General features: G+C 69.0%; 19 protein-coding genes. 11 read left to right on the forward strand and 8 right to left on the reverse strand.

Annotated elements, in window-relative coordinates; translation table 11 throughout:
* The 3 genes from ON43_RS27025 to ON43_RS27035 form a co-directional block, all read right to left on the reverse strand.
* Positions 1-850, reverse strand: an 850-nt coding sequence (locus ON43_RS27025) for a DUF222 domain-containing protein (protein WP_167333466.1), incomplete at its 3' end; no start/stop codon positions are given.
* 124 nt (positions 851-974) lie between these two features.
* Positions 975-2,456: a phytoene desaturase family protein gene (locus tag ON43_RS27030; RefSeq protein ID WP_040811928.1), complete on the reverse strand. Its 1,482-nt coding sequence runs from the start codon at positions 2,454-2,456 to the stop codon at positions 975-977.
* A 58-nt stretch (positions 2,457-2,514) separates the two neighbouring features.
* Positions 2,515-3,093, reverse strand: coding sequence for a TetR/AcrR family transcriptional regulator (locus ON43_RS27035; RefSeq protein WP_040811929.1), 579 nt, complete (start codon positions 3,091-3,093; stop codon positions 2,515-2,517).
* Positions 3,094-3,184: 91 nt separating this feature from the next.
* Between ON43_RS27035 and ON43_RS27040 the strand changes: the two genes are divergently transcribed.
* Positions 3,185-3,625, forward strand: coding sequence for a DUF4267 domain-containing protein (locus ON43_RS27040; protein ID WP_040811930.1), 441 nt, complete (start codon positions 3,185-3,187; stop codon positions 3,623-3,625).
* 56 nt (positions 3,626-3,681) lie between these two features.
* On the forward strand, positions 3,682-3,900 hold the full coding sequence (locus tag ON43_RS27045) for a DUF4287 domain-containing protein (RefSeq protein WP_040811931.1): 219 nt from the start codon (positions 3,682-3,684) through the stop codon (positions 3,898-3,900).
* Between the two features lie 77 nt (positions 3,901-3,977).
* Here ON43_RS27045 and manB read toward each other — a convergent pair whose 3' ends face one another.
* The 3 genes from manB to rfbD are packed head-to-tail and all read right to left on the reverse strand — an operon-like array spanning position 3,978 to position 6,872.
* The gene (manB, locus tag ON43_RS27050; RefSeq protein ID WP_040811933.1) at positions 3,978-5,069 is read right to left on the reverse strand and encodes a mannose-1-phosphate guanylyltransferase; all 1,092 of its coding nucleotides are present in this window, start codon (positions 5,067-5,069) and stop codon (positions 3,978-3,980) included.
* 43 nt (positions 5,070-5,112) lie between these two features.
* Positions 5,113-6,033: a glycosyltransferase family 2 protein gene (locus ON43_RS27055; protein WP_051179320.1), complete on the reverse strand. Its 921-nt coding sequence runs from the start codon at positions 6,031-6,033 to the stop codon at positions 5,113-5,115.
* The gene (gene rfbD / locus ON43_RS27060; RefSeq protein ID WP_040811934.1) at positions 6,030-6,872 is read right to left on the reverse strand and encodes a dTDP-4-dehydrorhamnose reductase; all 843 of its coding nucleotides are present in this window, start codon (positions 6,870-6,872) and stop codon (positions 6,030-6,032) included. The genes ON43_RS27055 and rfbD overlap by 4 nt, the downstream gene beginning before the upstream one ends.
* Positions 6,873-7,081: 209 nt before the next feature.
* Here rfbD and ON43_RS27065 point away from each other — a divergent pair, with 209 nt between their 5' ends.
* From ON43_RS27065 to ON43_RS27075, 3 genes are all read left to right on the forward strand, one after another.
* A complete protein-coding gene (locus ON43_RS27065; protein WP_040811947.1) occupies positions 7,082-8,488 on the forward strand; it encodes an LCP family protein in 1,407 nt (468 codons plus the stop codon).
* Positions 8,476-9,192, forward strand: coding sequence for a TIGR03089 family protein (locus ON43_RS27070; RefSeq protein WP_040811949.1), 717 nt, complete (start codon positions 8,476-8,478; stop codon positions 9,190-9,192). Before ON43_RS27065 ends, ON43_RS27070 begins: the two co-directional genes overlap by 13 nt.
* A gap of 178 nt (positions 9,193-9,370) precedes the next feature.
* A complete protein-coding gene (locus tag ON43_RS27075; protein ID WP_040811951.1) occupies positions 9,371-10,684 on the forward strand; it encodes a cytochrome P450 in 1,314 nt (437 codons plus the stop codon).
* On the opposite strand, the gene ON43_RS27080 is transcribed toward ON43_RS27075, so the two are convergent.
* On the reverse strand, positions 10,681-12,240 hold the full coding sequence (locus ON43_RS27080) for a carboxylesterase/lipase family protein (protein WP_083913759.1): 1,560 nt from the start codon (positions 12,238-12,240) through the stop codon (positions 10,681-10,683). The two genes, ON43_RS27075 and ON43_RS27080, sit on opposite strands and share 4 nt — an antisense overlap.
* Positions 12,241-12,310: 70 nt before the next feature.
* Here ON43_RS27080 and ON43_RS27085 point away from each other — a divergent pair, with 70 nt between their 5' ends.
* Positions 12,311-12,532, forward strand: coding sequence for an FmdB family zinc ribbon protein (locus tag ON43_RS27085; protein ID WP_040811936.1), 222 nt, complete (start codon positions 12,311-12,313; stop codon positions 12,530-12,532).
* On the opposite strand, the gene ON43_RS27090 is transcribed toward ON43_RS27085, so the two are convergent.
* Positions 12,529-12,819: an Rdx family protein gene (locus ON43_RS27090; protein WP_040811938.1), complete on the reverse strand. Its 291-nt coding sequence runs from the start codon at positions 12,817-12,819 to the stop codon at positions 12,529-12,531. The two genes, ON43_RS27085 and ON43_RS27090, sit on opposite strands and share 4 nt — an antisense overlap.
* Positions 12,820-12,918: 99 nt before the next feature.
* On the opposite strand from ON43_RS27090, the gene ON43_RS27095 reads away from it, so the two are divergent.
* The 5 genes from ON43_RS27095 to ON43_RS27115 all read left to right on the forward strand — a co-directional run.
* On the forward strand, positions 12,919-15,795 hold the full coding sequence (locus ON43_RS27095; protein WP_040811940.1) for a DUF5691 domain-containing protein: 2,877 nt from the start codon (positions 12,919-12,921) through the stop codon (positions 15,793-15,795).
* Positions 15,792-16,892, forward strand: coding sequence for an ATP-binding protein (locus tag ON43_RS27100; protein ID WP_040811941.1), 1,101 nt, complete (start codon positions 15,792-15,794; stop codon positions 16,890-16,892). The genes ON43_RS27095 and ON43_RS27100 overlap by 4 nt, the downstream gene beginning before the upstream one ends.
* Entirely contained in the window at positions 16,889-19,111 is a 2,223-nt protein-coding gene (locus ON43_RS27105; protein WP_051179324.1) for a DUF5682 family protein, read from the forward strand. Before ON43_RS27100 ends, ON43_RS27105 begins: the two co-directional genes overlap by 4 nt.
* The gene (locus ON43_RS27110) at positions 19,108-20,268 is read left to right on the forward strand and encodes a VWA domain-containing protein (RefSeq protein WP_040811942.1); all 1,161 of its coding nucleotides are present in this window, start codon (positions 19,108-19,110) and stop codon (positions 20,266-20,268) included. The genes ON43_RS27105 and ON43_RS27110 overlap by 4 nt, the downstream gene beginning before the upstream one ends.
* A gap of 97 nt (positions 20,269-20,365) precedes the next feature.
* Positions 20,366-21,106 (forward strand): serine/threonine-protein kinase (locus ON43_RS27115; protein ID WP_040811954.1); only part of this gene is annotated, 741 nt, incomplete at its 3' end.

Raw genomic sequence — 21,106 nt, forward strand, 5'->3', positions numbered from 1 at the left:
TCTGCCGCGCCAAATCGGCGTCGATCGCACCGAACCCCGCCAACAGCGCCGGGTTGTCCTGCAGTCCCGCAAGGGTTTCTGCCGACACACCCACCTGCACCAGAGCCTTCCGCGCCACCGGCGCGACCGCATCGAAGGGGGCGCGCGGGCAGTCCTCGCGACCACACTGACAGGTCAGGCGACCGGTGCCGTCGGCGAGGGCCACCAAAGCGTCAGCGCGGCGCTGGTTCTGGGTACGCGGATCCTCGCTGCACACCTGCGTGCACGCCATCTCACGCAGCCTCTCGTACAAGGTGCGCCCACCGGCGGCAGGCAGGACCGCGTCAACGACAGCGGTTCCGTTGTCGGCCGCATTGACACTGACGTAACGCTCGGCCTCGGCTTCCTTGCGACGCTTCGCCTGACCCTCGGGGTCGGCCTCGGTGATCCACCGGCGCGCGGTACGCCGAACCCGCTGCGGGTCAGCATTTTCCGCATACGCCGCGATCTTCGGCTCCAACTCGGCCAACAGATCCTCGGGCACATTGGTCAGGGTCTCGCGGATCGCACGCACCTGCGCCAGATCGATACGCCCGGCAGCAAAGGCCTGCGCGGTGCTCGGGTAGCGGTGCTCGAGGTCGAGCCCGATATTGATCAGGTTGTCCGCCGAGCGCTGCGACATCTTGAGTGCGACACCGATTTCGGTGGCGGCGCTCTCGCCTGCGTACAGCAGCCCGACCCCGAGGTCGATCTGCTGGGCACGGCGGCGCTCGTAGAGCTGCGTCATCAATGCGGTTTCTTCGGCCTGCAGTTCAGCTATCCGTGAGTGCACGCCACGGAGCTGCTCGACCAGTTCCCGGTCGGCAGCCATCTCAGCAGCGAAATCACCCATACCTTCGATCATAGTTTCGAATCTCACGACACGACAGCATGATCACAGCAACACGCGTTATAAACACCTAGCTACCAACAGAATTCGAACAATCCACCCGAATTCAGTTGCGCCAGTGGTCCGTCAGGAGTTCGAGCGGATCGGTGAGGACGCCGAACTCCTTGCGGAGGGCGTGGCGGGCGGCGTAGTAGCCGTTCATGCCGTGTACGCCCGGGCCGGGCGGGGTGGCGGAGGAGCAGAGGTAGACGCCCTGTAGTGGCGTCGAGTACGGGTTCCAGCGGGGGGCTGGACGGAAGACGGTTTGGCGCAGGGTCATTGCGCCCGCGGAGATGTCGCCGCCGACGTAGTTGGCGTTGTGGGCGGGCATGCGGGCGGCGGTGCGGACATTGGTGGCCAGGATGAGGTCGCGGAAGCCCGGGGCGAAGCGTTCGACCTGGGCGGTGATGGCCTCGGTCAGGTCCTCGGTGGAGCCGTTGGGGACATGACAGTAGGTGTAGAGGGTGGCCTTCCCCTGCGGCGCGCGTGTGGAGTCGACGACACCCGGCTGGATGGCGAGGACGAAGGGCCGCTCGGCGAGTTTGCCTGCGGCGACGGCTTGTTCGGCGACCATGGCCTCCTCACGTCTGCCGACCAGATGCAGTGTCCCGGCCCGATCGCAGCCGTGCGCCTCCCACGGCACCGGACCCGAGAGCGCGAAGTCGACCTTGCAGGCCGCACCGCCGTAGCGGAACCTGTTGAGCGCGAAGTTGTATCGCGCCGGAAGCGTCGCGATGCGCTGCAGCTCGGCCGGGGCGGTGTCGAGGAGAACGGCTCGGACATCGGCGAAATCGTCCAGCGAGTCGACACGATGTCCGGTGATGATGCGCCCGCCATGGGTTTTCAGATCATCCGCGAGCGCGTCGATGATGGCCTGGCTGCCACCGCGCGGCACCGGCCAGCCACGCACATGCGCCAGGGTGCCGAGCAGCATGGCGACACCCGCACCCGGGAAGCTGCGCGGCGGGCGGATGGCGTGCGCGGATACACCCGTCAGCAGCGCCGGGGCGATGTCCTCATGGAAACGCATGTTCCACAACGGCGTCGCCTGTTCGAGGATCCGGCGCAGCAGACGCAGTTCGATGCCCGGATCGATGCGGAGCAACCCCGTCGGATCGATGGGCGGATGCCGCAGATCGGACATGATCAGCCCGACCAGGTCCTCCCACTTGCGCACCAGCGGACCGAACAGCCGCTTCCAGGAACGGCCGTCGCGGCCCAGGCCGTCCACCGTGTGCTCGAGGTCCTGCCACGCCAGCCCCGCCCGACCCCCATCCAGCGGATGCGCGTACGACACCTGCGGCGCGAGCAATTCGACACCGTGCGCCTTCAGATCGAAGGCCCGGAAGAACGGCGAGGCCACCGCCATCGGATGCGCCCCCGCGCACAGATCATGATGGAACCCCGGCAGCGTCACCTCGGCCGTCCGGCAGCCGCCGCCGATGGCGTCGGAGGCCTCGTACACCTCGACCTCGAGCCCCGCCCGCGCCAGGATCACCGCCGCCGCAAGCCCGTTGGGACCCGATCCGACCACCACAGCGTCAGCCATGACTTCAGCCTAGGCCGGACCGCCGACACCGCGGCGCAACCGTGACGAACCCGACCGGTCAGTCCCCGCGAACCCATTGCGCGACCAGCATTTCCAGCCGCTGAGCTCGAAAGTCGGGCCGCAGCCGACCCCCTCGGTCCAGGGTCGCCAACCCGTGCAGGGTGCTCCACGCGACCTCGGTGAAGGTCTCGACATCGCGCGACGGCGCGAACGGCGCGAAGGTCTGCGCCATTTCCGAGAAGGCGTCCTTGAGCGCCTGCGGTGCCTCCGGCCCGAATTTCAGCTCGGTGCGCAGCAGGAACATGGCGTCGTAGAGGGCGGCGTTGTCGCGGGCGAAGTCGAGATAGCCCTGGACCACCGCCCGCAACGCGGCCTCCGGACTGTCCGCGGCGGTCCTGAGTTCCCGGATGAGGACGGCGAATTCCGCGATCCCTTCCTCCGCGACGGCGGACACGATGGCGTCCTTGCCCGCGAAGTGGCTGTACAGCACCGGCTGGCTGTACTCGATGCGATCGGCCAGCTTGCGCACGGTGACCGCGTCCCACCCCTCGGTCGCGGCGATCTCGCGGGCGGTGTCGACAATGCGCTGGCGGCGCTCGGTCCGCTCGCGTTCCTTGCGGGTCTGAATGGCGCTCATGACGAAAACTCTAGCATCGCTAGACAAACTATCCACGCACCATCTAGCATTGCTTCATCAGTTAGCACCGCTAGATTTTGGAGCAGTAGTCATGAGCATCTCCCGCATCTCCTCCCACGTCGCCACCGCCCTCTCCCTCGCGGGTGCGGCCTTCATCACCTACGTCGGCATCCGCTACGTGACCGTCCCCGCGATCGAAGCTCCCGGCTTCGGCCTGCGCGTCGCCCCCACCGGCGAGGCCGCCGACTTCCTCAACACCAAGGGCGTCCGCGATATCGGCTCGGGCCTGCTCATCGTGGCCCTGCTGGCCGCCCGCCAGCGCTACGCCCTCGGCATCGCCATGCTGGCCACGTCCGTCATCCCCCTCGGCGACATGCTCACCATCCTGCGCCACAGCGGTTCCACCGCAATGGCATTCGGCGTCCACGGCTTCACCGCGGCCCTGGTGGCGTTCACCGGATTCCTGTTGATCCGCGAGCGCCGCAGCACCGAGATCACCACCCCCGCAGTGACTCCGGTCACGGCGCGATGAATTCCGATAGGCTGCTCCGTCCTCATCCGTGACACCGCAGCTCAGAGGAGACAGACATGGCGACCACCAAGCCCCACGGCCCCGCTTCCTACTTCCCGTCCATCGAGACCAAATACGGTCACCCCGTGGACGAGTGGTTCGCGCTGCTGGACGCCAGCGGCGTCACCGGCCACAAGGACTTGGTGAACTGGCTGAAGGCCGAGCACGCGATGGGCCACGGCCACGCCACCGCGCTGGTCCAGTTCCACCTGAACCCCGGTAAGTGGGAGCGCTGAGACCTCGAGGGAAACCATTGCTGCACAAACGAAATCGGCCGATCCGCGCATGGATCGGCCGATTCGTCGTATTCGGGTCAGACGTCGGTGGAGAAGCGGATGCCGCCGTCCGGGATGTCCACACCCGGCCACACGCGTGCGCCACGTAGTAGTTCGCATCGGGCACCGACATTCGCGCCGTCGCCGATCACGGCGTCACGCACCAGCGCGCGCGGGCCGATCCGAGCGCCGAAGCCGACGATCGAACGTTCCACGGTGGCACCGGCTTCCACGCACGCCCCGTCGAAGAGGATCGCGCCGTCGAGCCGCGCACCCGCGCCCACCTCGGCGCCGCGGCCGACGACGGTGCCGCCGATCAGCAGCGCACCCGGGGCGACGCCCGCACCGGGATGGACCAGCGATTCGCCGCGCTGCCCCGGCAGGGCCGGAGAGGGCGCGATGCCGCGGACCAGATCGGCCGAGCCACGGACGAAGTCCTCCGGGGTGCCCATGTCACGCCAGTACGAGGTGTCGACATGCCCCTGGATGTGCGCGCCCTCGGCCAGCAGCGACGGGAAGGTCTCCCGCTCCACCGACACCGGACGCCCCGCCGGGATCTTCTCGATGTACTCGCGCCGGAAGACGTAGCAGCCGGCGTTGATCTGATCGGTCGGCGGATCCTGGGTCTTCTCCAGGAACGCGGTGACCCGCCCGTTCGCATCGGTCGGCACGCAGCCGAAGGCGCGCGGATCGCTCACCCGGACCAGGTGCAGGGTGACGTCGGCGCCGGAGCTGTGGTGGGTCTCGAGGATCCCGCCCAGGTCGGTGCCGCCGAGCACGTCGCCGTTGAACACCATGACGGTGTCGGCCCGCAGCTTGGGCAGGACGTTGCGGATGCCGCCGCCGGTGCCGAGGGCCTCGGTCTCGGTGACGTATTCGAGTTCGAGGCCGAGGTCGGCGCCGTCGCCGAAGTGTTCCTCGAACACCTCCGCCTTGTAGGAGGTGCCGAGCACCACGTGCGTGATCCCGGCATCGGCGATGCGGGCCAGCAGATGCTGCAGGAACGGCAGTCCGGCCGTGGGCAGCATCGGCTTGGGGGCGGACAAGGTCAACGGACGCAGTCGGGTGCCCTGGCCCCCGACCAGGATCACCGCGTCCGTAGACCCGGCGGTACTACCGCTGTTCGCCATTTTCTCCCCTGTGTCAGGTTGTCAGGAACGCGCGCACGCGATCTTAAACACCTTCGTTTCGATCACGTTCGCGCAGTGCGGATCGAACCGCAAGCTTGCAACGAATCGCAAGTCCAGCCTTCAGCGCGACCCGGAGCGGAGCCTGCCACCAGTGCGGATGCCGGTCGGCCTGGAAACGATAGGCGCTGGCGTGGTGCGCGGGCAGCATCGTCTCCGGATGGCGTCCCGCGGCGTGTCCCTTGGCGTGCGTGACCTCCGCGGACGGCACGAAAACATTGTGCCAGCCCGCCTTGCCCATGCGGTCACCGAAGTCGACGTCCTCCATGTACATGAAGTAGCGCGAGTCGAAACCGTCGATGGAGTCGAAGGCGGCGCGGCGCACCAGCAGGCACGAACCCGACAGCCAGCCGACGCTGCGCTCGCTGACCGCCTCGTTGTCCTGGCGGTAGCGCAGGGTCCACGGGTTCTTGGGCCAGATGGTGCCGAGGATGGCGTGACCCGCGCCGTCGGCGATGCCCGGCACCGAGCGCGCCGAGGGGTAGCGGCTGCCGTCCGGCTCGAGCACCATCGGGCCCAGCGCGCCGGCGCGCGGCCAGCGGCGGGCGGCGGCGAGGAGTTCGTCGATGGAATCGGTGCCCCAGCGCACGTCCGGGTTGGCGATCACGATGAACTCGATGTCCGGGTCGATCTCGGCGACCGCGCGGTTGATGGCGCCGCCGTAGCCGATATTGCCGCCGGTGCGCAGCAACCGCACGTGGGCGTTGGCCTCCGCGGCCAATTCCGGCGAGCCGTCGGTCGAGCCGTTGTCGGCCAGGATGACCTGCGGCTTCTCACCGGTGGCGGTGGCCAGCGTGCTGATGAAGTGTTCCAGGTGCTCGCCGGGCGAGTAGGTCACCGTGACGACTGCCAGCTGCGGTTTCTTCTCCGCTGCGGGGGGCTTTCCGACAGAATCCGAGGGGCTCACGGGGCCTCAGGATAGTCGGAGATGGCGGCCAGTGCGTCGTTCAGTGCGAGCTGCCAGTGACGCAGCGGCGACAGGCCCGCGGCGGCCCACGAATTGCCCGAAAGGACCGAATATGCCGGGCGCGGAGCGGGTCTGGGGAAATCCTCGGTGCCGCAAGGCCGTACGCGTTCCGGGTCCGCGCCGAGACCGGTGAAGACGGCCCGCGCGAGATCGAACCAACTGGCTTGTCCGGCATTGGTGGCGTGCAGGATTCGAGGGGCAGCGGGCTTGGCAGCGAGCTCCAACAGACCCGCCGCGAGATCGGGGGCGTAGGTGGGTGAGCCGATCTGGTCGTTCACCACGGTGATGGTGTCGCGCTCGCGTTCCAGGCGGCGCATGGTGGCGACGAAGTCAGTGCCCTGCCCGGTGTAGACCCAGGCGGTCCGGACGATGTGCGCGTCCGGCGCGAGCTCCAGAACCGCTTGCTCCCCAGCGAGTTTCGAGCGGCCGTAGACCGTGGACGGGCCGACCGGATCGTCTGGTTCGTACGGATGCGTAGCAGTGCCGGGAAACACATAGTCGGTGGAGACGTGAATGAGCCGCGCGCCCTTTTCGGCACAGGCGCGAGCCAGCACAGACGGACCGGTCGCGTTGACGGCGAAGGCGGCTGCCTCGTCAGTCTCGGCCTTGTCGACCGCGGTGTAGGCGGCGCAGTTGATGAGCACATCCCCGCCGCTCACCACCTTGCGGACGGCATCCAGGTCGGTGATGTCGAGATCGGTGTGGGCCAGCCCACGCGCCCCCGGCGCGAGAGCCGTCAGCGCCCGGCCCAATTGCCCGCGTCCTCCGGTTATCAGCATCACGCCCGCCAGTCTGGCACGCACCCGGGCGACTCACGGAGCCGGTGATACGGCAACATTTTGGTTACCGCTACTAGCCTGCACAGTGGGGGAAATCCCGCGCTTTCGAAAGGATCATCGGGTTGCCGGACAGTTCCTGGGCATCCGTGCCTGTACCGTCACGCCGCGCACGTCACCTGGCCACTCCGGGTCGCGTGCTGACGGCGGTGATGGCGGTGCTGGTGCTGGTGGCGACCGGGCTGGGGTGGCACAGCGTGGATCAGCTGGTGTCCAGCATCGAGCGGATCGGCAATCTGGGCCTGGGCGGGGACAAGGCCGACGGCGCGACCGACATCCTCATGGTCGGCATCGACTCGCGGACCGACGCGCACGGAAATCCGCTCTCCGAGGACGAATTGGCCATGCTGCACGCCGGCGACGACGGCGAGGGCGGGCTCAATACCGACACCATCGTGCTCATCCGGGTGCCCAATGACGGCAGTTCCGCGACGGCGATCTCGATTCCCCGCGACTCCTATGTGGACATTCCGGGACTCGGCATGGGGAAGATCAATTCCGCGTACGGCGTGACCAAGGCGACCACCCAGCAGAAGCTGATCGACCAGGGCGTCTCCCCCGCCGAGGCCGACAAGCGCTCCACCCAGGCCGGGCGGCAGGCGCTGATCAAGACGGTGGCCGGCCTCACCGGGATCACCGTCGACCATTACGCGGAGGTCGGGCTGCTGGGCTTCGTGCTGCTCACCGATGCCGTCGGCGGTGTCGACGTGTGCCTGAACAACGCGGTGGACGAACCGCTTTCGGGCGCGAACTTCCCGGCCGGGCCGCAGAAGCTCAATGGCGCACAGGCTTTGAGCTTCGTGCGCCAGCGCCACGATCTGCCGCGCGGCGATCTGGATCGGATCGTGCGGCAGCAGGTGTACATGGCGCAGCTGGTGCATCAGGTGCTCAGCGCCAAGGTGCTCACCAGTCCCACCCGGTTGAAGGAGCTCAGCGACGCGGTCGGGCGCACGGTGGTGCTCGACGACGGCTGGGACGTGCTCAGCTTTCTGCACCAGCTGCAGGATCTCTCGGGCGGCCAGGTGAAGTTCGAGACCATTCCGGTCAAGGACCTCAACGGCTGGACCGACAACGGCGAATCGGTGGTGCGGGTGGACCCGGTCGCGGTGCACAAGTTCGTGGACAAGGCGGTCGGCGGCGATGACGAGGGCGACGGCGGCATCGATCCGTCGAGCGTGACCGTCGATGTCTACAACGCTTCCGGCACCGGCGGGCTGGCCGCGACGGCGGCGCAGGCGCTGGCGGCCAAGGGATTCCGGACCGGGACGGTGGACAATTGGATCGGCGGGCCGATCCAGTCCAGCCGAGTGCTGGCGGCCTCGGGCGGCGACCCGAAGGCGCGGGCGGTGGCGCAGGTACTGGGCGAGCTGCCGGTGATGGGTGAAACCGGACTTCCGGCGGGCACGGTTCGCGTCGTGCTGGCGAGTGACTACGCTGGTCCGGGTTCGGCGACGGGCAGCGGCACGATCGACTTCTCCGGAAGCAGCACGACCGCGACTCCGGTGCCCCCGGCCCCACCTATCGACGCTGGTACGAACGGACCGAAATGCGTGAATTGAACGAGACCCTCACCGAAGCGGTGCTCGACCCCATCCTCGCCCGCGACCCCGCGGGCCCGCGCATCACCTTCTACGACGATGCCACCGGCGCGCGGATCGAGCTGTCCGCGCTGACGCTGGCCAACTGGGCGGCCAAGACCGCCAATATGATTCGCGACGAATTCGGGCTGTCCTCCGGGGCGCGGGTGGCGGTGCTGCTCCCGGCGCACTGGCAGACCGCGGCGGTGCTGCTTGGCTGCTGGTGGGCGGGCGTGGAAGTGGTGCTGCACGCCGACCCGGACGCGGAGCTGGCGCTGGTGACGGCGGATCGGATCGACGAGGCGGACGGGATCGCGGAAGTGGCGGCGCTGTCGCTGGATCCGATGGGGATGCCGGTGAAGGACCTCCAGGTCGGTATCACCGATTACGCGACCTCCGTCCGGGTGCACGGCGATCAGTTCCGACCCGGCGGCATCGGCTGCGCGCTGGACGGCCAGTCGGTGTCGGAGGTGCTCGAGGAAGCCCGGAAATCGGCTGCACGGCAGGGCTTCACCAGCGAGGACCGGGTGCTTTCCACATCCTCCTGGGCGACCCCGGCCGAGTTGATCGACGGGTTCGTGGCGGTGCTGGCGGCGGGCGCGTCGCTGGTGCAGGTCGCCAATCCCGATCCGGCCGCACACGATCGGCGAGTGGCGTCCGAAAGGGTCACGACCGAACGCAGGTAAAGGGGTTTCGGGGCGAGGCCCCTGAGAGGAAGAAGGGGTTTCAGGGGAAGCCCCTGAGAGTCCGAGAGTTGCCCCCCTCCTACCCGGGTAGGAGCCCCGATTCCCTCCGCGGGATGTTTTGTCCCGATAACGGTTTCCGTACCGTGGAATCATCCGATGACGAGGGAGTCCGGCGATGATGAGTCCACGGTATTGGGCCCGATGGGTGGTCGAGCACGGGGCGGCGCGGTGGGCGCTGCGGCTGCAGGCGCGCGGGGGAAATCCACTGGCGCAATTGCTCACCAGTCCGTCGGCGCTGGGCAATCCGTATCCCCCGATCGAGGCCATGCGGGCGAGCGGGCGGCTGGTGCACAACCCCTACACCTGGGCGACGGCCGACTACGAGCTGATCCGGGTGATGCTGCGGGACAATCGCTTCGGCGCGTTCGGCCCCGACGGCATCGATATGCCGCAGTGGCTGCGCAATCGGCTGAAGTCGGCGCAGACGCCACCCAATCCGGTGGAGCCGCCGTCGCTGCTCATGATCGACCCGCCGGATCACACGCGCATCCGCAAATCGGTGTCGGCGGCCTTCACCCCGCGCGCCATCGCGCGGCTGCGGGATCGGGTGGAATCGGTGACCGCGGAATTGCTGGACGCGTTGCCGCCTGGTGGCTCGGCGGATCTGATCGCGGACTTCGCCCAGCAGGTGCCGATCGCCATCATCAGCGAAATGCTGGGCTTCCCACAGACTTCGCGCGATGAGTTCCTGCGCTGGGGTGATGCGGCCACTCCGCTGCTGGACATCGGCATCTCCTGGCGCGCCTGGCGCGACGCCTATCTGGCGATGGATCTGATGGACGCCTATCTGGACGACCACATCGCGCGGCTACGGCGCGAGCCCGGCGAGGACATTCTCTCCAGCCTGGTCACCGCCGGGGAGCTCGACGACCGCGAATTGAAGGCGACGGCCAGTCTGCTCATGGGCGCGGGCTTCGAGACGACGGTGAATCTCATCGGCAACGGCATCGTCCAATTGCTTTCGCATCCCGAGCAATTGGAGCTGCTGCGCGCGGATCCCGATCTGTGGTCCGCGGCCGTGGACGAGATCCTGCGCTTCGATCCGCCGGTCATGATGACCGGTCGAATCACACTGTGCGACACCGAGATCGACGGTTTCTCGCTACCGCAGGGCACCGTGGTGGTGATGTCGCTGGCGGGCGCGAACCGGGATCCGCGCAAGTTCGAGGACCCGAATCGCTTCGATATCACCCGCCCGAATGCCAAGGAGCACTTGACCTTCTCCAGCGGTATCCATACCTGCCTCGGTGCGAGCCTGGCGCGGATGGAGGGTGTGTACGCGCTGCGATCGCTGTTCGACCAGTTCCCGAATCTGGCGCTGGCCGGTGCGCCGCAGCGGCGGCCGCTGCGCAATCTGCACGGGTATGCCCACATGCCCGCGCGGATGGGCCATCGCGTCCCGGCGGCGGTCCCGGAAAACGCAGAGGTCTAATAGAACCCGACCACGTCGTCACCCCAGATGGTGTTGCGGTCGCGGTCCGGGTCGTCGACCACGCGGTCCACATTGTCGATGACCAGCGTGGTGCGGGTCGCCGCGCTGTAGGGCGGCCAGTGTTTGGATCCGTCGATGGCGGCCGGGACGCCGTAGTCGGCGAAGGCCAGCCAGCGGCGCATGACCCGGCCCGAAACCTCCTGTGCCGCTTTGCGTCCGCCCAGCCAGAAGGTGGGGTCGTAGTCGAAGGAGCCGAAATTGCCGAAGACATACGGCAATTCGGTGGCGTGCCCCGCGCCGACGCGGGCCGCCTTGAGCATCGGGGTGGCGTGGTCGAAGCGGTACATCCAGGTCGGCGAGTGCGCGGAGTGGGCGTCGGCGACCCAGTGCGAGGGCATGCGGAAGGCGGCGTCGGTGGACATGGTGAGCGCGCCGCGCGGCGTGCTGGATTCGTAGGCCGCCGCGATCTCGGCCAGCCGCTCCGCCGACAGGCCCGGATGCTCGGCCGCCACCCCGCGCAGCATGGCGTTCACCGCGTCCGGGGTGACCGGCATGATGGGCGAGCGGAACAGCCGGAACAGCGAGGCCTCGTCCTTGTTGGTGCCGATGATGAGCGGCACCCGATGCGAGCGGCCCTGCTGGAAGCGCTCGCTGGGGTAGGCGGGCAGCAGGTTGCCGTCGACCACGGGCGCGGCGGCCAGGCGGCCGGGTTCGCGCAGCGGCACCTCGTCGAGCAGGGTGCCCGCGGCGGTGATCATGCGCTCGACGGGCATGGTGAGCAGTTCGGCCGCGTGGTCGGGGGTCAGCTCCAGCAGTTCCAGGTAGCGCTTGGCCACCACCGCGGCCCGCTCGGGGCCGAAAACCGTGGTGGCGGGCGGGGATTGGGCGATGGCCCGGTGGAACAGGCCCGCCGAGAGCGGGGAGGTGAGCAGGGCGGTCACGCAGCCCGCGCCGGAGGATTCGCCGAAGACGGTGACATTGCCGGGGTCGCCGCCGAAGGCCTCGATATTGTCGCGCACCCATTTCAGGGCGGCGATCTGGTCGTGCAGGCCCAGGTTCGGGACGAATTCCTCACCGAGGGAGGACAGATCGAGGAACCCGAGGGCGCCGAGCCGGTAGTTGACCGTCACCACGATCACGTCGCCGGTCTCCGCCAGCCGCTTGCCGTCGTAGATGGCCTGGGCGGCGGTACCCAGGCAGAACGCGCCGCCGTGCAGCCACACCATGACCGAGCGATGCTCGTCGGCGGGTTTGGCGGGGGCCCAGACATTGAGCCAGAGGCAGTCCTCACCCATGCGCAGGCTGCCGTCGACCGGGACGAAGCCGGCGGATTGCGGCGCGACGTCGCCGAAGGTGACGCATTCGCGGACGCCGGTCCAGGGTTGCGGGGGCTGCGGCAGGCGGAAGCGATTGTGCCCGCCGGTGCTCGCACCGTAGGGAATGCCGCGCCAGACGGCGATCTCGCCGTCCATCGCTCCGGACACCGCGCCGTATGCGGTTTTCGCCACCGGCGAGCCGTTCTGCTCCGACAGCGTGTCGAAGAACCGAGTGCTCACGACAGACCTCCTCGTACTCCGTAAATCGAGGGTACCGAGTGGGTTGCCCGGGCTGGTCTAGGCTGTCAACGTGCCGAGTTACGCGTATCGGTGTCGCGACTGCGGCGATACCTTCGAACTGTCCCGCCCGATGGCCGAGGCGTCCGCGCCCGCGGCGTGCCCGGCCGGGCATGCCGACACGGTGAAGCTGCTGACCACGTTCGGCACGGTGACCCGCGGTGGCAACTCTCCGGCACCCGCGCCCGCGCCGTCGGGTGGCGGCGGTTGCTGCGGGGGCGGTTGCTGCGGCTAGTCCGCCGCTTCCGCTTCCTTCTTGTCCGTGTGGCCCAGCGATCGGCCGGGCGCCACACGGTCCCGGACCCGCTGTTTCAGGATGGCGATATCGGGAAAACCACCGTCCGCCTTGCGTTCCCAGATCTGCTCGCTGTCGACGGTGATGCGGAAGACGCCGCCCTCACCGGGCACCAGCGCGACCTCCGAAAGGTCGGTGGTGAAGGTGGTGAGCAACTCCTGGGCCATCCAGCTCGCGCGAAGCAGCCAGCGGCATTGCGTGCAGTATTCGATCGCGACGCGGGGCATGTCCGCGACCCTATCGCGGCAAACATCGTGTGATCCAACCCCCATCCACCTGTCGGTGGCCTCGGATACAACTTTGCTCAACCGAGGAAGGGGGAACGGATGACCACCGCTTGGACCGCCGATCACATCGGCTCGCTCGCACCGGACGCCGCGTCGCTGACCGCCGCCCGCAAGCTGCGCGGCAAGTGGAGCGGGACCGGAATTCACGACACCGCGCTGTGGGGCTTGTGCCAGGGCAGCGGTAGCCGACCGTATCAGACCATCGTGGATCTGGCCGGGCCCGCGTACAAGTGCACCTGCCCGAGCCGGAAGTTTCCGTGCAAACACGCACTGTCGCTGTTGTTGTCGTGGAGTGCGGGCGAGGTGAACGCCGCCGAGAGCGTCGCCGATTTCGCGGCCGACTGGCTGGGCGGGCGGGCTGCCAAGGCCGCCAAGAAGGCCGAGCCAGAGGCGAAACCGGCGCGCGGCAACGGTGCTACCGCGGATCAGCGCCGGGCCCGGGTGAGCGCGGGCCTGGCCGATCTGGATACCTGGCTCACCGATCAGGTGCGGACCGGGCTGGCGCAGTCGGATCGTTCGATGCGGGCGTTCGAGACCGTGGCGGCCCGGATGGTCGACGCGCAGGCGCCGGGGATCGCGTCGATCCTGCGTCAGTTGCCGCTCGCCACAACGCATTCCGAGTGGCCGCGACTGCTGCTGCGGGAGTACGCCAGGCTGCATCTGCTCGCGACGGCGCACGGTCGGCTGGACGAGCTGTCGCCGGAGTTGCGGGCCAGCGTACGGACCCACATCGGGTATCCGACGCCGGCCGAGGCGGTGCGTGCCGAGCCCGCGGTGCGGGACCGGTGGCAGGTGCTCGGGGTGCGGACCACGGCGGAGGACGGGCTGTACACGCGTCGAGTGTGGTTGCGCGGCAGGACTTCCGGACGGTGGGCGCTGCTGGTGGACCATCACTATGGGAGTCCGGCGTTCCCGAATGACACTCCGGCTCCGGGATTCCAGGTGGAGGCGAGCATCCACTACTACCCGGCCGCCGCGCCGCTGCGTGGTATCTGGGGTGACCGACATGAGGACATTCCCGAGCCGTTCACCACGATCCCGCGCCTCGATACCGATGCCGACGGCATTGCCACGGCATTGACCGAGCAGGCCCGGGCGCTCGGGGCCGATCCGTTCCTGCGGTCGTGGCCGGTGCTGCTGGCCGATGTCGTTCCCGTGCGGGGCGAAAAGGGCTGGTATGTGGTGGAATCCGGCGGGGATGCGCTGCCGGTGTCGATTGCCGAGGGTGAGCCGTGGCGGTTGCTGGGGCTGTCGGGTGGGCATCCGGTCACCGTGCTCGGGGAGTGGACGGTCGACGGGCTGGTGCCGGTCGCGGCGCTCGCGAACGGGAACATGGTCGATGTCGGTGTGACGCAGGGGAATCCCTTTCCCTTGCGGAGCGGGGTCGAGGACGGTGGAAGCGCCGAGCTGGTGTCGGCGGCGCTCGTCGGCACGGCGCGACGACAGGCCGACCTGTCCGGGCTGGCGTCACCGGTGATCAAAGCGGCGGCCACACTGTCGGGGGATGCGGCCGCCACGCTGCTGGAATCGATTGCGCTGCAGGACTGTTTCGCACGCGGCGGGGTGACCGCCGGTGCCGCCGAGTCCGCCGATGCCGCCGCCGATGATGAGCGGCCGCTGCTGCCCGCGGCAGCGGGTGCTCGGCTCGGAGACATGCTGGCCGACAATTCACCCTTCCTGGACGAGTGGTTCGCGCTGGTCGCGCCCCGGGATTTCCGGGCTCCGGACGGCCTGGTCAGCGTCTTGCTCGAGCGCGCGAAAGCGCTTGCCCCGCATCGGGAACCGCTGCTTCGCCTGGCCGGTGCGCGGGGGCGCTGGCTGGCCGCGCAGCATCCGGGCTGGAAATCGCTGGTGCGGGCCGCCGCCGAGGACGACAGCGTGTGGTCGCACGGCCGGGCGGCGGAGCGGCGGAGCTGGCTGACCCAGCTGCGGCAGCGCGATCCGGCGGCCGCGCGGGCGGCGCTGGCCGGGTCCTGGGCCAAGGAGTCCGGTCCGGGCAAGGCGGAGCTGCTGGCCGTGCTCGCCGATGGGCTGTCGATCGAGGACGAGGCACTGTTGGAGGCCGCGCTCGACGATCGGCGGGCCGAGGTGCGGCGGCTGGCCGCGGATCTGCTCGGGCAGCTGCCGGATTCGGCCTTCGCCGCGCGGATGGCGGAGCGGGTGTCGGCCTGGCTGATCTTCCGCTCGCCGCCGGTGCGGCCGCAGGTTCTCACCAAGGGACCGGGCGTGCTCGACGAAGCGGCCCGCCGCGACGGCGTCGGAGATTCGTTCGGCTACACCGCCTATCGCTCCGACGGTGCACCCGACCTGGCCAACGAATGGCTGCATCGGGTGGTCGCCGGAACGCCGCTGACCTATTGGGCGCGGGTGCTCGGATCGCCCGAGGAGGCGGTGCACGCACCCATGGCCGAGAGCGTGCGCGGCGCCATGCTCGCGGGCTGGACCGATGCCGCACTGGCACAGAAGAATTCGGAGTGGGCGGCCGCACTGTTCGAGGTGATTTCCGGCTCGAACAGCCGCAATGCCGATACCGAGAAGGTGCGCGAGCTGTTCGCGCTGCAGTCCGAGAGCGCGCAGATCCGCCATCTGCGCGGGCTGGATTCCAGCTGGCTGGCGGAGATCGAATCGCTGTTGCGCGCCATGCCGCATCCGTGGCCCGGGCCGATGGCCGAGCATGTGCTGCGGCTGCTGGTGGAGCGCGCGCGATTGAGCGCGGACCGGCCGGGTGCGCCCAGCCTGGTGCCCGGCTCGTATCGGACGCTGTTCCGCGCGGCGTCCGCGCATTTCCCGGTGCAGGCCGCCGGGATGGTGTCCGGGATTGCCCGGCAGTGCGGAGATCCCTACTGGGAGCAGGCTTTCGACCAGCTCGCCCATGACCTCATTGAACGCAAGACGATGCTCGAGGAGTTGCAATGACCACGATTCAGGAACGGGACGCCCTGCTGCGCCCGCACGCCGAACAGGCCTTCGCCGACGAGCTGAAGGCGCTGGCCGCCGCCGATGACCGGCCGCGCCCGCCCTCCTGGAAGCTGTCGCCGTGGGCGGTGGTCACCTATCTGCTGGGCGGCACGCTCAGCGACGGGACCGTCATCACGCCCAAGTATGTCGGGCCGCGCCGGTTGATGGAGGTCGCGGTCGCGACCCTGGCCACCGATCGGGCGCTGCTGCTGATCGGTGTGCCCGGTACCGCGAAAACGTGGGTGTCGGAACATCTTTCGGCCGCCATCGCCGGGCATTCCACGCTGCTGGTGCAGGGCACCTCGGGCACCGCGGAGGAGGCCATCCGCTACGGCTGGAACTACGCGCGGCTGCTGGCCGAGGGGCCGAGCGAGGCGGCGCTGGTGCCCTCGCCGATCATGACCGCCATGCGCCTGGGGTCCATCGCGCGACTCGAGGAGCTCACGCGTATTCCCTCCGATGTGCAGGACGCGCTGATCACGGTGCTGTCGGAGAAGACGCTGCCGGTGCCGGAGCTGGGCACGGAGGTGCAGGCGGCCAAGGGCTTCAATGTGATCGCCACCGCCAATGACCGCGATCGCGGTGTGAACGAGCTGTCCTCCGCGCTGCGGCGGCGGTTCAATACCGTGGTGCTGCCGCTGCCGGCGGGCGAGGACGAAGAGGTGTCGATCGTGACCCGCCGGGTCGAACAGCTCGGCACCGCACTGGAATTGCCCACCGTGCCCGCGGCGGCCGAGGAGATCCGGCGCGTGGTGAAGGTGTTCCGCGAGCTGCGCTCGGGCATGACCGACGACGGGCGGACCAAGCTGAAGTCGCCGTCGGGGACGCTGTCCACGGCCGAGGCGATCTCGGTGATCACCAATGGCATCGCGCTGGCGGCGCACTTCGGCGACGGGGTGCTGCGACCCGCCGATATCGCGGGCGCGGTGCTGGGCGCGGTGATCAAGGATCCGGTGGCCGACCAGGTGGTGTGGACCGAATACCTGGAGGCCGTGGTGCGGCAGCGGCCGGACTGGGCCGACTTCTACCGGGCCTGCCGCGAGGTGCACGAATGACGGCGGCAGCGCCCATCGGGAACACGGTCGCGGTCGACACCGCCACCGAGACCCGGGTGTTCGGGATCCGGCACCACGGGCCCGGATCGGCGCGGTCGTTGGGGCTGGCGCTGGAGCGGTTCCGGCCGGACGCGATTCTCATCGAGGGGCCGTCGGATGCCGATCCACTGATCGGTTACCTTGCGGCCGAGGGGATGTCGCCGCCGGTGGCCCTGCTCGCCTATCAGCCCGACAGTCCCGCCAAGGCGGCGTTCTGGCCCTTCGCGACCTTCTCGCCGGAATGGATCGCGCTGCGGTACGCGACGGAAAACTCTGTGTCCGTGGGGTTCTGCGATCTGCCCGCCGCCGTCGCGCTGGCCGTGGAGGACGAGCCGGGCGATCGGACCGATCCGCTGGGGATGCTGGCCTCGGCGGCCGGGTACGACGACGCCGAGCGCTGGTGGGACGCGATCATCGAATCCTCCTCGGACGCCGATATTTTCGGGGCCGTCAACGAGGCCATGGGTGCGCTGCGGGAGGACGCCCAGCATCTGGACGACCATACGCTGCGGCGCGAGGCGCACATGCGGCAGATCATGCGCAAAGCTTTGAAGGACGGGGCGCGGCGGCTGGCCGTGGTGTGCGGTGCGTGGCACGCGCCCGCGCTGGAGGGCAAGCTGGGGCCGGCGGTCGCGGATACCAAGCTGCTGAAGGGGATGCCGAAGGTCAAGGCGACCCTGACCTGGGTGCCCTGGACGCATTCCCGGCTGGCCAGTTCCTCCGGATACGGCGCGGGCATCACCTCGCCGGGCTGGTATCACCACCTTTTCACCGAGACCGAGCAGCCGATCGCGCGCTGGCTGACCAAGGTCGCGGGCACGCTGCGGGCGCACGATCTGCCGGTGTCCAGCGCGCACATCATCGAATCCGTCCGGCTGGCGGAGACTCTCGCGACCCTGCGGGAGCGGCCGTTGGCCGGGCTGTCGGAGGTCACCGAGGCCACCCGGTCGGTGCTGTGCGATGGCGACGAGACGCTGTTGCGGCTGGTCAGCACCGAACTCGTGGTGGGCGAGGCGCTCGGGACGGTGCCGGAGGGGACGCCGACCGTGCCGCTGGAGGCGGACCTGCGGGCGCAGATCAAGACGCTGCGGTTGAAGCAGCAGGCCCTCGAGAAGACCCTCGATCTGGATCTGCGCACCGACGGCGGGCTGGCGAGATCGCGGCTGCTGCACCGGCTTCGGCTGCTCGGCATCGAGTGGGGGCGGCTGACCGACAGTCAGGTGCGCAATACCGGGACCTTCCGGGAGACGTGGACGCTGCGATGGCGGCCCGAGCTGGCGATCTCGATTGTCGAGGCGTCGCGCTGGGGAACCACGCTGCGGTCGGCGGCCGAGGCGAAAGTCCTCGATCTCGCCGCCGATTCGGAGGCCACGGTCGGCAAGGTGGCGAATGTGCTGGAGGAGGCGCTGCTGGCCGATCTCGGCGGCGCCACCGACGGGCTGATCGCGCGGCTGGAATCGGTTGCGGCACTGGATCATGACGTCACACATCTGATGTCGGCGCTGCCCGGACTGCTGCGGATCGCCAGGTACGGCGATGTGCGCGGCACCGACAGCGCGGCGCTGACCCGGGTGGCGGACAGCCTGCTGGTGCGCAGTTGCGCCGGATTGCCCGGGGCCGTCACGGGATTGGACACCGATTCGGCCAATGCGCTGCGCGAACGGATCGATGCCGTGCATCTGGCGCTGTCGGCGCGGGACGATGAATGGGCCACCGGCACTTGGCTGTCCACGCTGGAGACGCTCGCCGATCGCGACGATGTGAACGGCGGGATCGTCGGGCGGGCGGTGCGGCTGCTCTGCGATGCGGAGCGTATCTCCTCTGAGGAATCCGGTCGCCGACTATCGGCGGCGCTGTCGGTCGGCCGTACGGCTCCGGACAAGGCGTCGTGGATCGACGGCTTCCTGGGCGGGCGCGGATTGCTGCTGGTGCATGACCGAAACCTGTTGTCGCTCATCGACAACTGGCTGTGCGAGCTGGAGGAGGAGCAGTTCGTCTCCACCCTGCCGCTGCTGCGCCGGACCTTCGGCGCGTTCGAGTCCGGCGAGCGGCAGGCCATCGGCCAGGCCGTACGGCACGGCGCACCAACGACTTCGGGCAATGGTGGCACCGAATACGACACCGACCGCGGCACGCTCGCCATGCGGGCGGCCATGGAGATCCTGGGGGTATCGGCATGAACGAGGTTGACGAGAACCAGTCCCGGCGTTGGCGTCTGGTGCTGGGGAGCGCGGGTGAGCCCGGGCTCGGGGGCGGCGGGCTGGGCAATGCCGACGATCAGGCCATGGATCGGGCGCTGGGGGCGCTCTACGACGCCGGCGGGCCCGGCGGCGGGCGGCGCTCGGGCGGGCTCGGGGGTTCCGCGCCGCAGGTTTCGCGGTGGCTGGGCGACATTCGGCGCTACTTCCCCTCGACCGTGGTGGAGGTGATGCAGCGGGATGCCGTGGATCGACTCAACCTCACCGAATTGCTGCTCGAGCCTGAGCTTTTGGAGGCGGTCGAGCCGGATGTGCACCTGGTGGGGACGCTGCTGAGCCTGAATCGGGTGATGCCCGAGACCACCAAGGCGACCGCGCGCATGGTGGTGGAGAAGGTCGTCAAGGAGATCGAGCGGCGGATCGCGGCGCAGACGGTGGCGGCGGTGGGCGGGGCGTTGAACCGCGCGGCGCGGGTGTCGCGGCCCAAGCTGCGAGACATCGACTGGGACCGCACCATTCGCAAGAATCTCGCGAATTATCTGCCCGAGCATCGGACCGTGGTGCCCGAACGGCTGGTGGGGTACGGGCGCAAGGCGCAGGCGGTCAAGCGGGATGTGGTGCTGGCCATCGACCAGTCCGGGTCCATGGCGTCCAGCGTGGTTTACGCCTCGGTGTTCGGGGCGGTGCTGGCGTCGATGCGGTCGCTGCGGACCTCGCTGGTGGTATTCGATACGGCCGTCGTGGATCTCACCGAGAAGCTGTCGGATCCGGTGGAGGTGCTGTTCGGGACGCAGCTGGGCGGCGGCACCGATATCAATCGGGCCATCGCGTATTCGCAGTCGCTGATCACCCGGCCCGCGGACTCGCTGTTCGTGCTGATCTCGGATCTGTACGAGGGCGGGGTGCGGGCGGAGATGCTGCGGCGCATACGCGCCATGAAGGAGTCGGGCGTCCAGGTCGTGGTGCTGCTGGCGCTCTCGGACGAGGGCGCGCCGGCCTACGACCGCGACAACGCGGCGGCGCTGACGGCGCTGGGTGTGCCCGCTTTCGCCTGCACGCCGGACCGCTTCCCGGACCTGCTCGCGGTGGCGCTGGATCGCGGTGACGTGCAGGCCTGGGCGCATCTGAACGCGGGGTGAGGCCGAGTCGGCGACAATTGAGCGTCATCGGACGCTGATAGGCTGCCTGCGGATTTGTCTGGCGGCAGATTTGGTTTCGGGAAGTGGGTGTTCGACCTTGCGCTCTGGTGATGTGTTCGCCGGTTACGTCATCGAACGCGAGCTCGGTCGCGGCGGTATGGGCTCGGTGTATCTGGCCAAGCATCCGCGGCTGCCGCGCATGACCGCCTTGAAGCTGCTCAACCAGGAGATGTTCAGCGACGACGAGATTCGGGCCCGCTTCATTCGCGAGGCCGATCTCGTCGCCCGGCTGGACCACCCGAATATCGTCACCGTCTACGACCGGGGTGACGAGGGTGAACAGCTGTGGATCTCCATGCAGTTCATCGACGGGGTCAACGCCTCCTCGATCAGCCCCGGGACCCTGCCGCCGCTGCGTGCCGCCCAGATCATCGGCGAGACCGCGAAGGCCCTCGATTACGCCCATGGTCTGGGCGTGCTGCACCGCGATGTGAAGCCGGCGAATATTCTGCTGGCCCGCTCCTCCTCCAAGACCGGCGCGGGTGAGCGGGTCTATCTGACCGACTTCGGCATCGCCCGGCTGCGCGACGACACCGGGCACCTCACCCAGACCGGGACGGTCACGGCAACGCTGGCCTACGCCTCCCCGGAGCAGCTGACCGGAGCGTCCCTCGACGGCCGCTCCGACCAGTACTCCCTGGCCTGCACCCTGTTCCAACTGCTCACCGGCGCAGTCCCGTTCGAGGGCACCAGCCCGGCGGCCGTCATCCGCGGCCATCTCCAGCAGCCGCCGCCCCCGGCCAGCCCGCGCCGCCAGGCGCTGCCGCCCGCCATCGAC

The sequence above is a fragment of the Nocardia concava NBRC 100430 genome (genome assembly GCF_000308815.1).
In the GTDB taxonomy this organism is placed as follows: domain Bacteria; phylum Actinomycetota; class Actinomycetes; order Mycobacteriales; family Mycobacteriaceae; genus Nocardia; species Nocardia concava.

What these genes read in the sequence shown, in the direction of transcription:
- ON43_RS27030 (WP_040811928.1), bottom strand. Translation starts at nt 2,456, where the DNA reads ATGGCTGACGCTGTGGTGGTCGGATCGGGTCCCAACGGGCTTGCGGCG.
- ON43_RS27035 (WP_040811929.1), bottom strand. Translation starts at nt 3,093, where the DNA reads ATGAGCGCCATTCAGACCCGCAAGGAACGCGAGCGGACCGAGCGCCGC.
- ON43_RS27040 (WP_040811930.1), top strand. Translation starts at nt 3,185, where the DNA reads ATGAGCATCTCCCGCATCTCCTCCCACGTCGCCACCGCCCTCTCCCTC.
- ON43_RS27045 (WP_040811931.1), top strand. Translation starts at nt 3,682, where the DNA reads ATGGCGACCACCAAGCCCCACGGCCCCGCTTCCTACTTCCCGTCCATC.
- manB (WP_040811933.1), bottom strand. Translation starts at nt 5,069, where the DNA reads ATGGCGAACAGCGGTAGTACCGCCGGGTCTACGGACGCGGTGATCCTG.
- rfbD (WP_040811934.1), bottom strand. Translation starts at nt 6,872, where the DNA reads ATGCTGATAACCGGAGGACGCGGGCAATTGGGCCGGGCGCTGACGGCT.
- ON43_RS27065 (WP_040811947.1), top strand. Translation starts at nt 7,082, where the DNA reads ATGGCGGTGCTGGTGCTGGTGGCGACCGGGCTGGGGTGGCACAGCGTG.
- ON43_RS27070 (WP_040811949.1), top strand. Translation starts at nt 8,476, where the DNA reads ATGCGTGAATTGAACGAGACCCTCACCGAAGCGGTGCTCGACCCCATC.
- ON43_RS27075 (WP_040811951.1), top strand. Translation starts at nt 9,371, where the DNA reads ATGAGTCCACGGTATTGGGCCCGATGGGTGGTCGAGCACGGGGCGGCG.
- ON43_RS27090 (WP_040811938.1), bottom strand. Translation starts at nt 12,819, where the DNA reads ATGCCCCGCGTCGCGATCGAATACTGCACGCAATGCCGCTGGCTGCTT.
- ON43_RS27095 (WP_040811940.1), top strand. Translation starts at nt 12,919, where the DNA reads ATGACCACCGCTTGGACCGCCGATCACATCGGCTCGCTCGCACCGGAC.
- ON43_RS27100 (WP_040811941.1), top strand. Translation starts at nt 15,792, where the DNA reads ATGACCACGATTCAGGAACGGGACGCCCTGCTGCGCCCGCACGCCGAA.
- ON43_RS27105 (WP_051179324.1), top strand. Translation starts at nt 16,889, where the DNA reads ATGACGGCGGCAGCGCCCATCGGGAACACGGTCGCGGTCGACACCGCC.
- ON43_RS27110 (WP_040811942.1), top strand. Translation starts at nt 19,108, where the DNA reads ATGAACGAGGTTGACGAGAACCAGTCCCGGCGTTGGCGTCTGGTGCTG.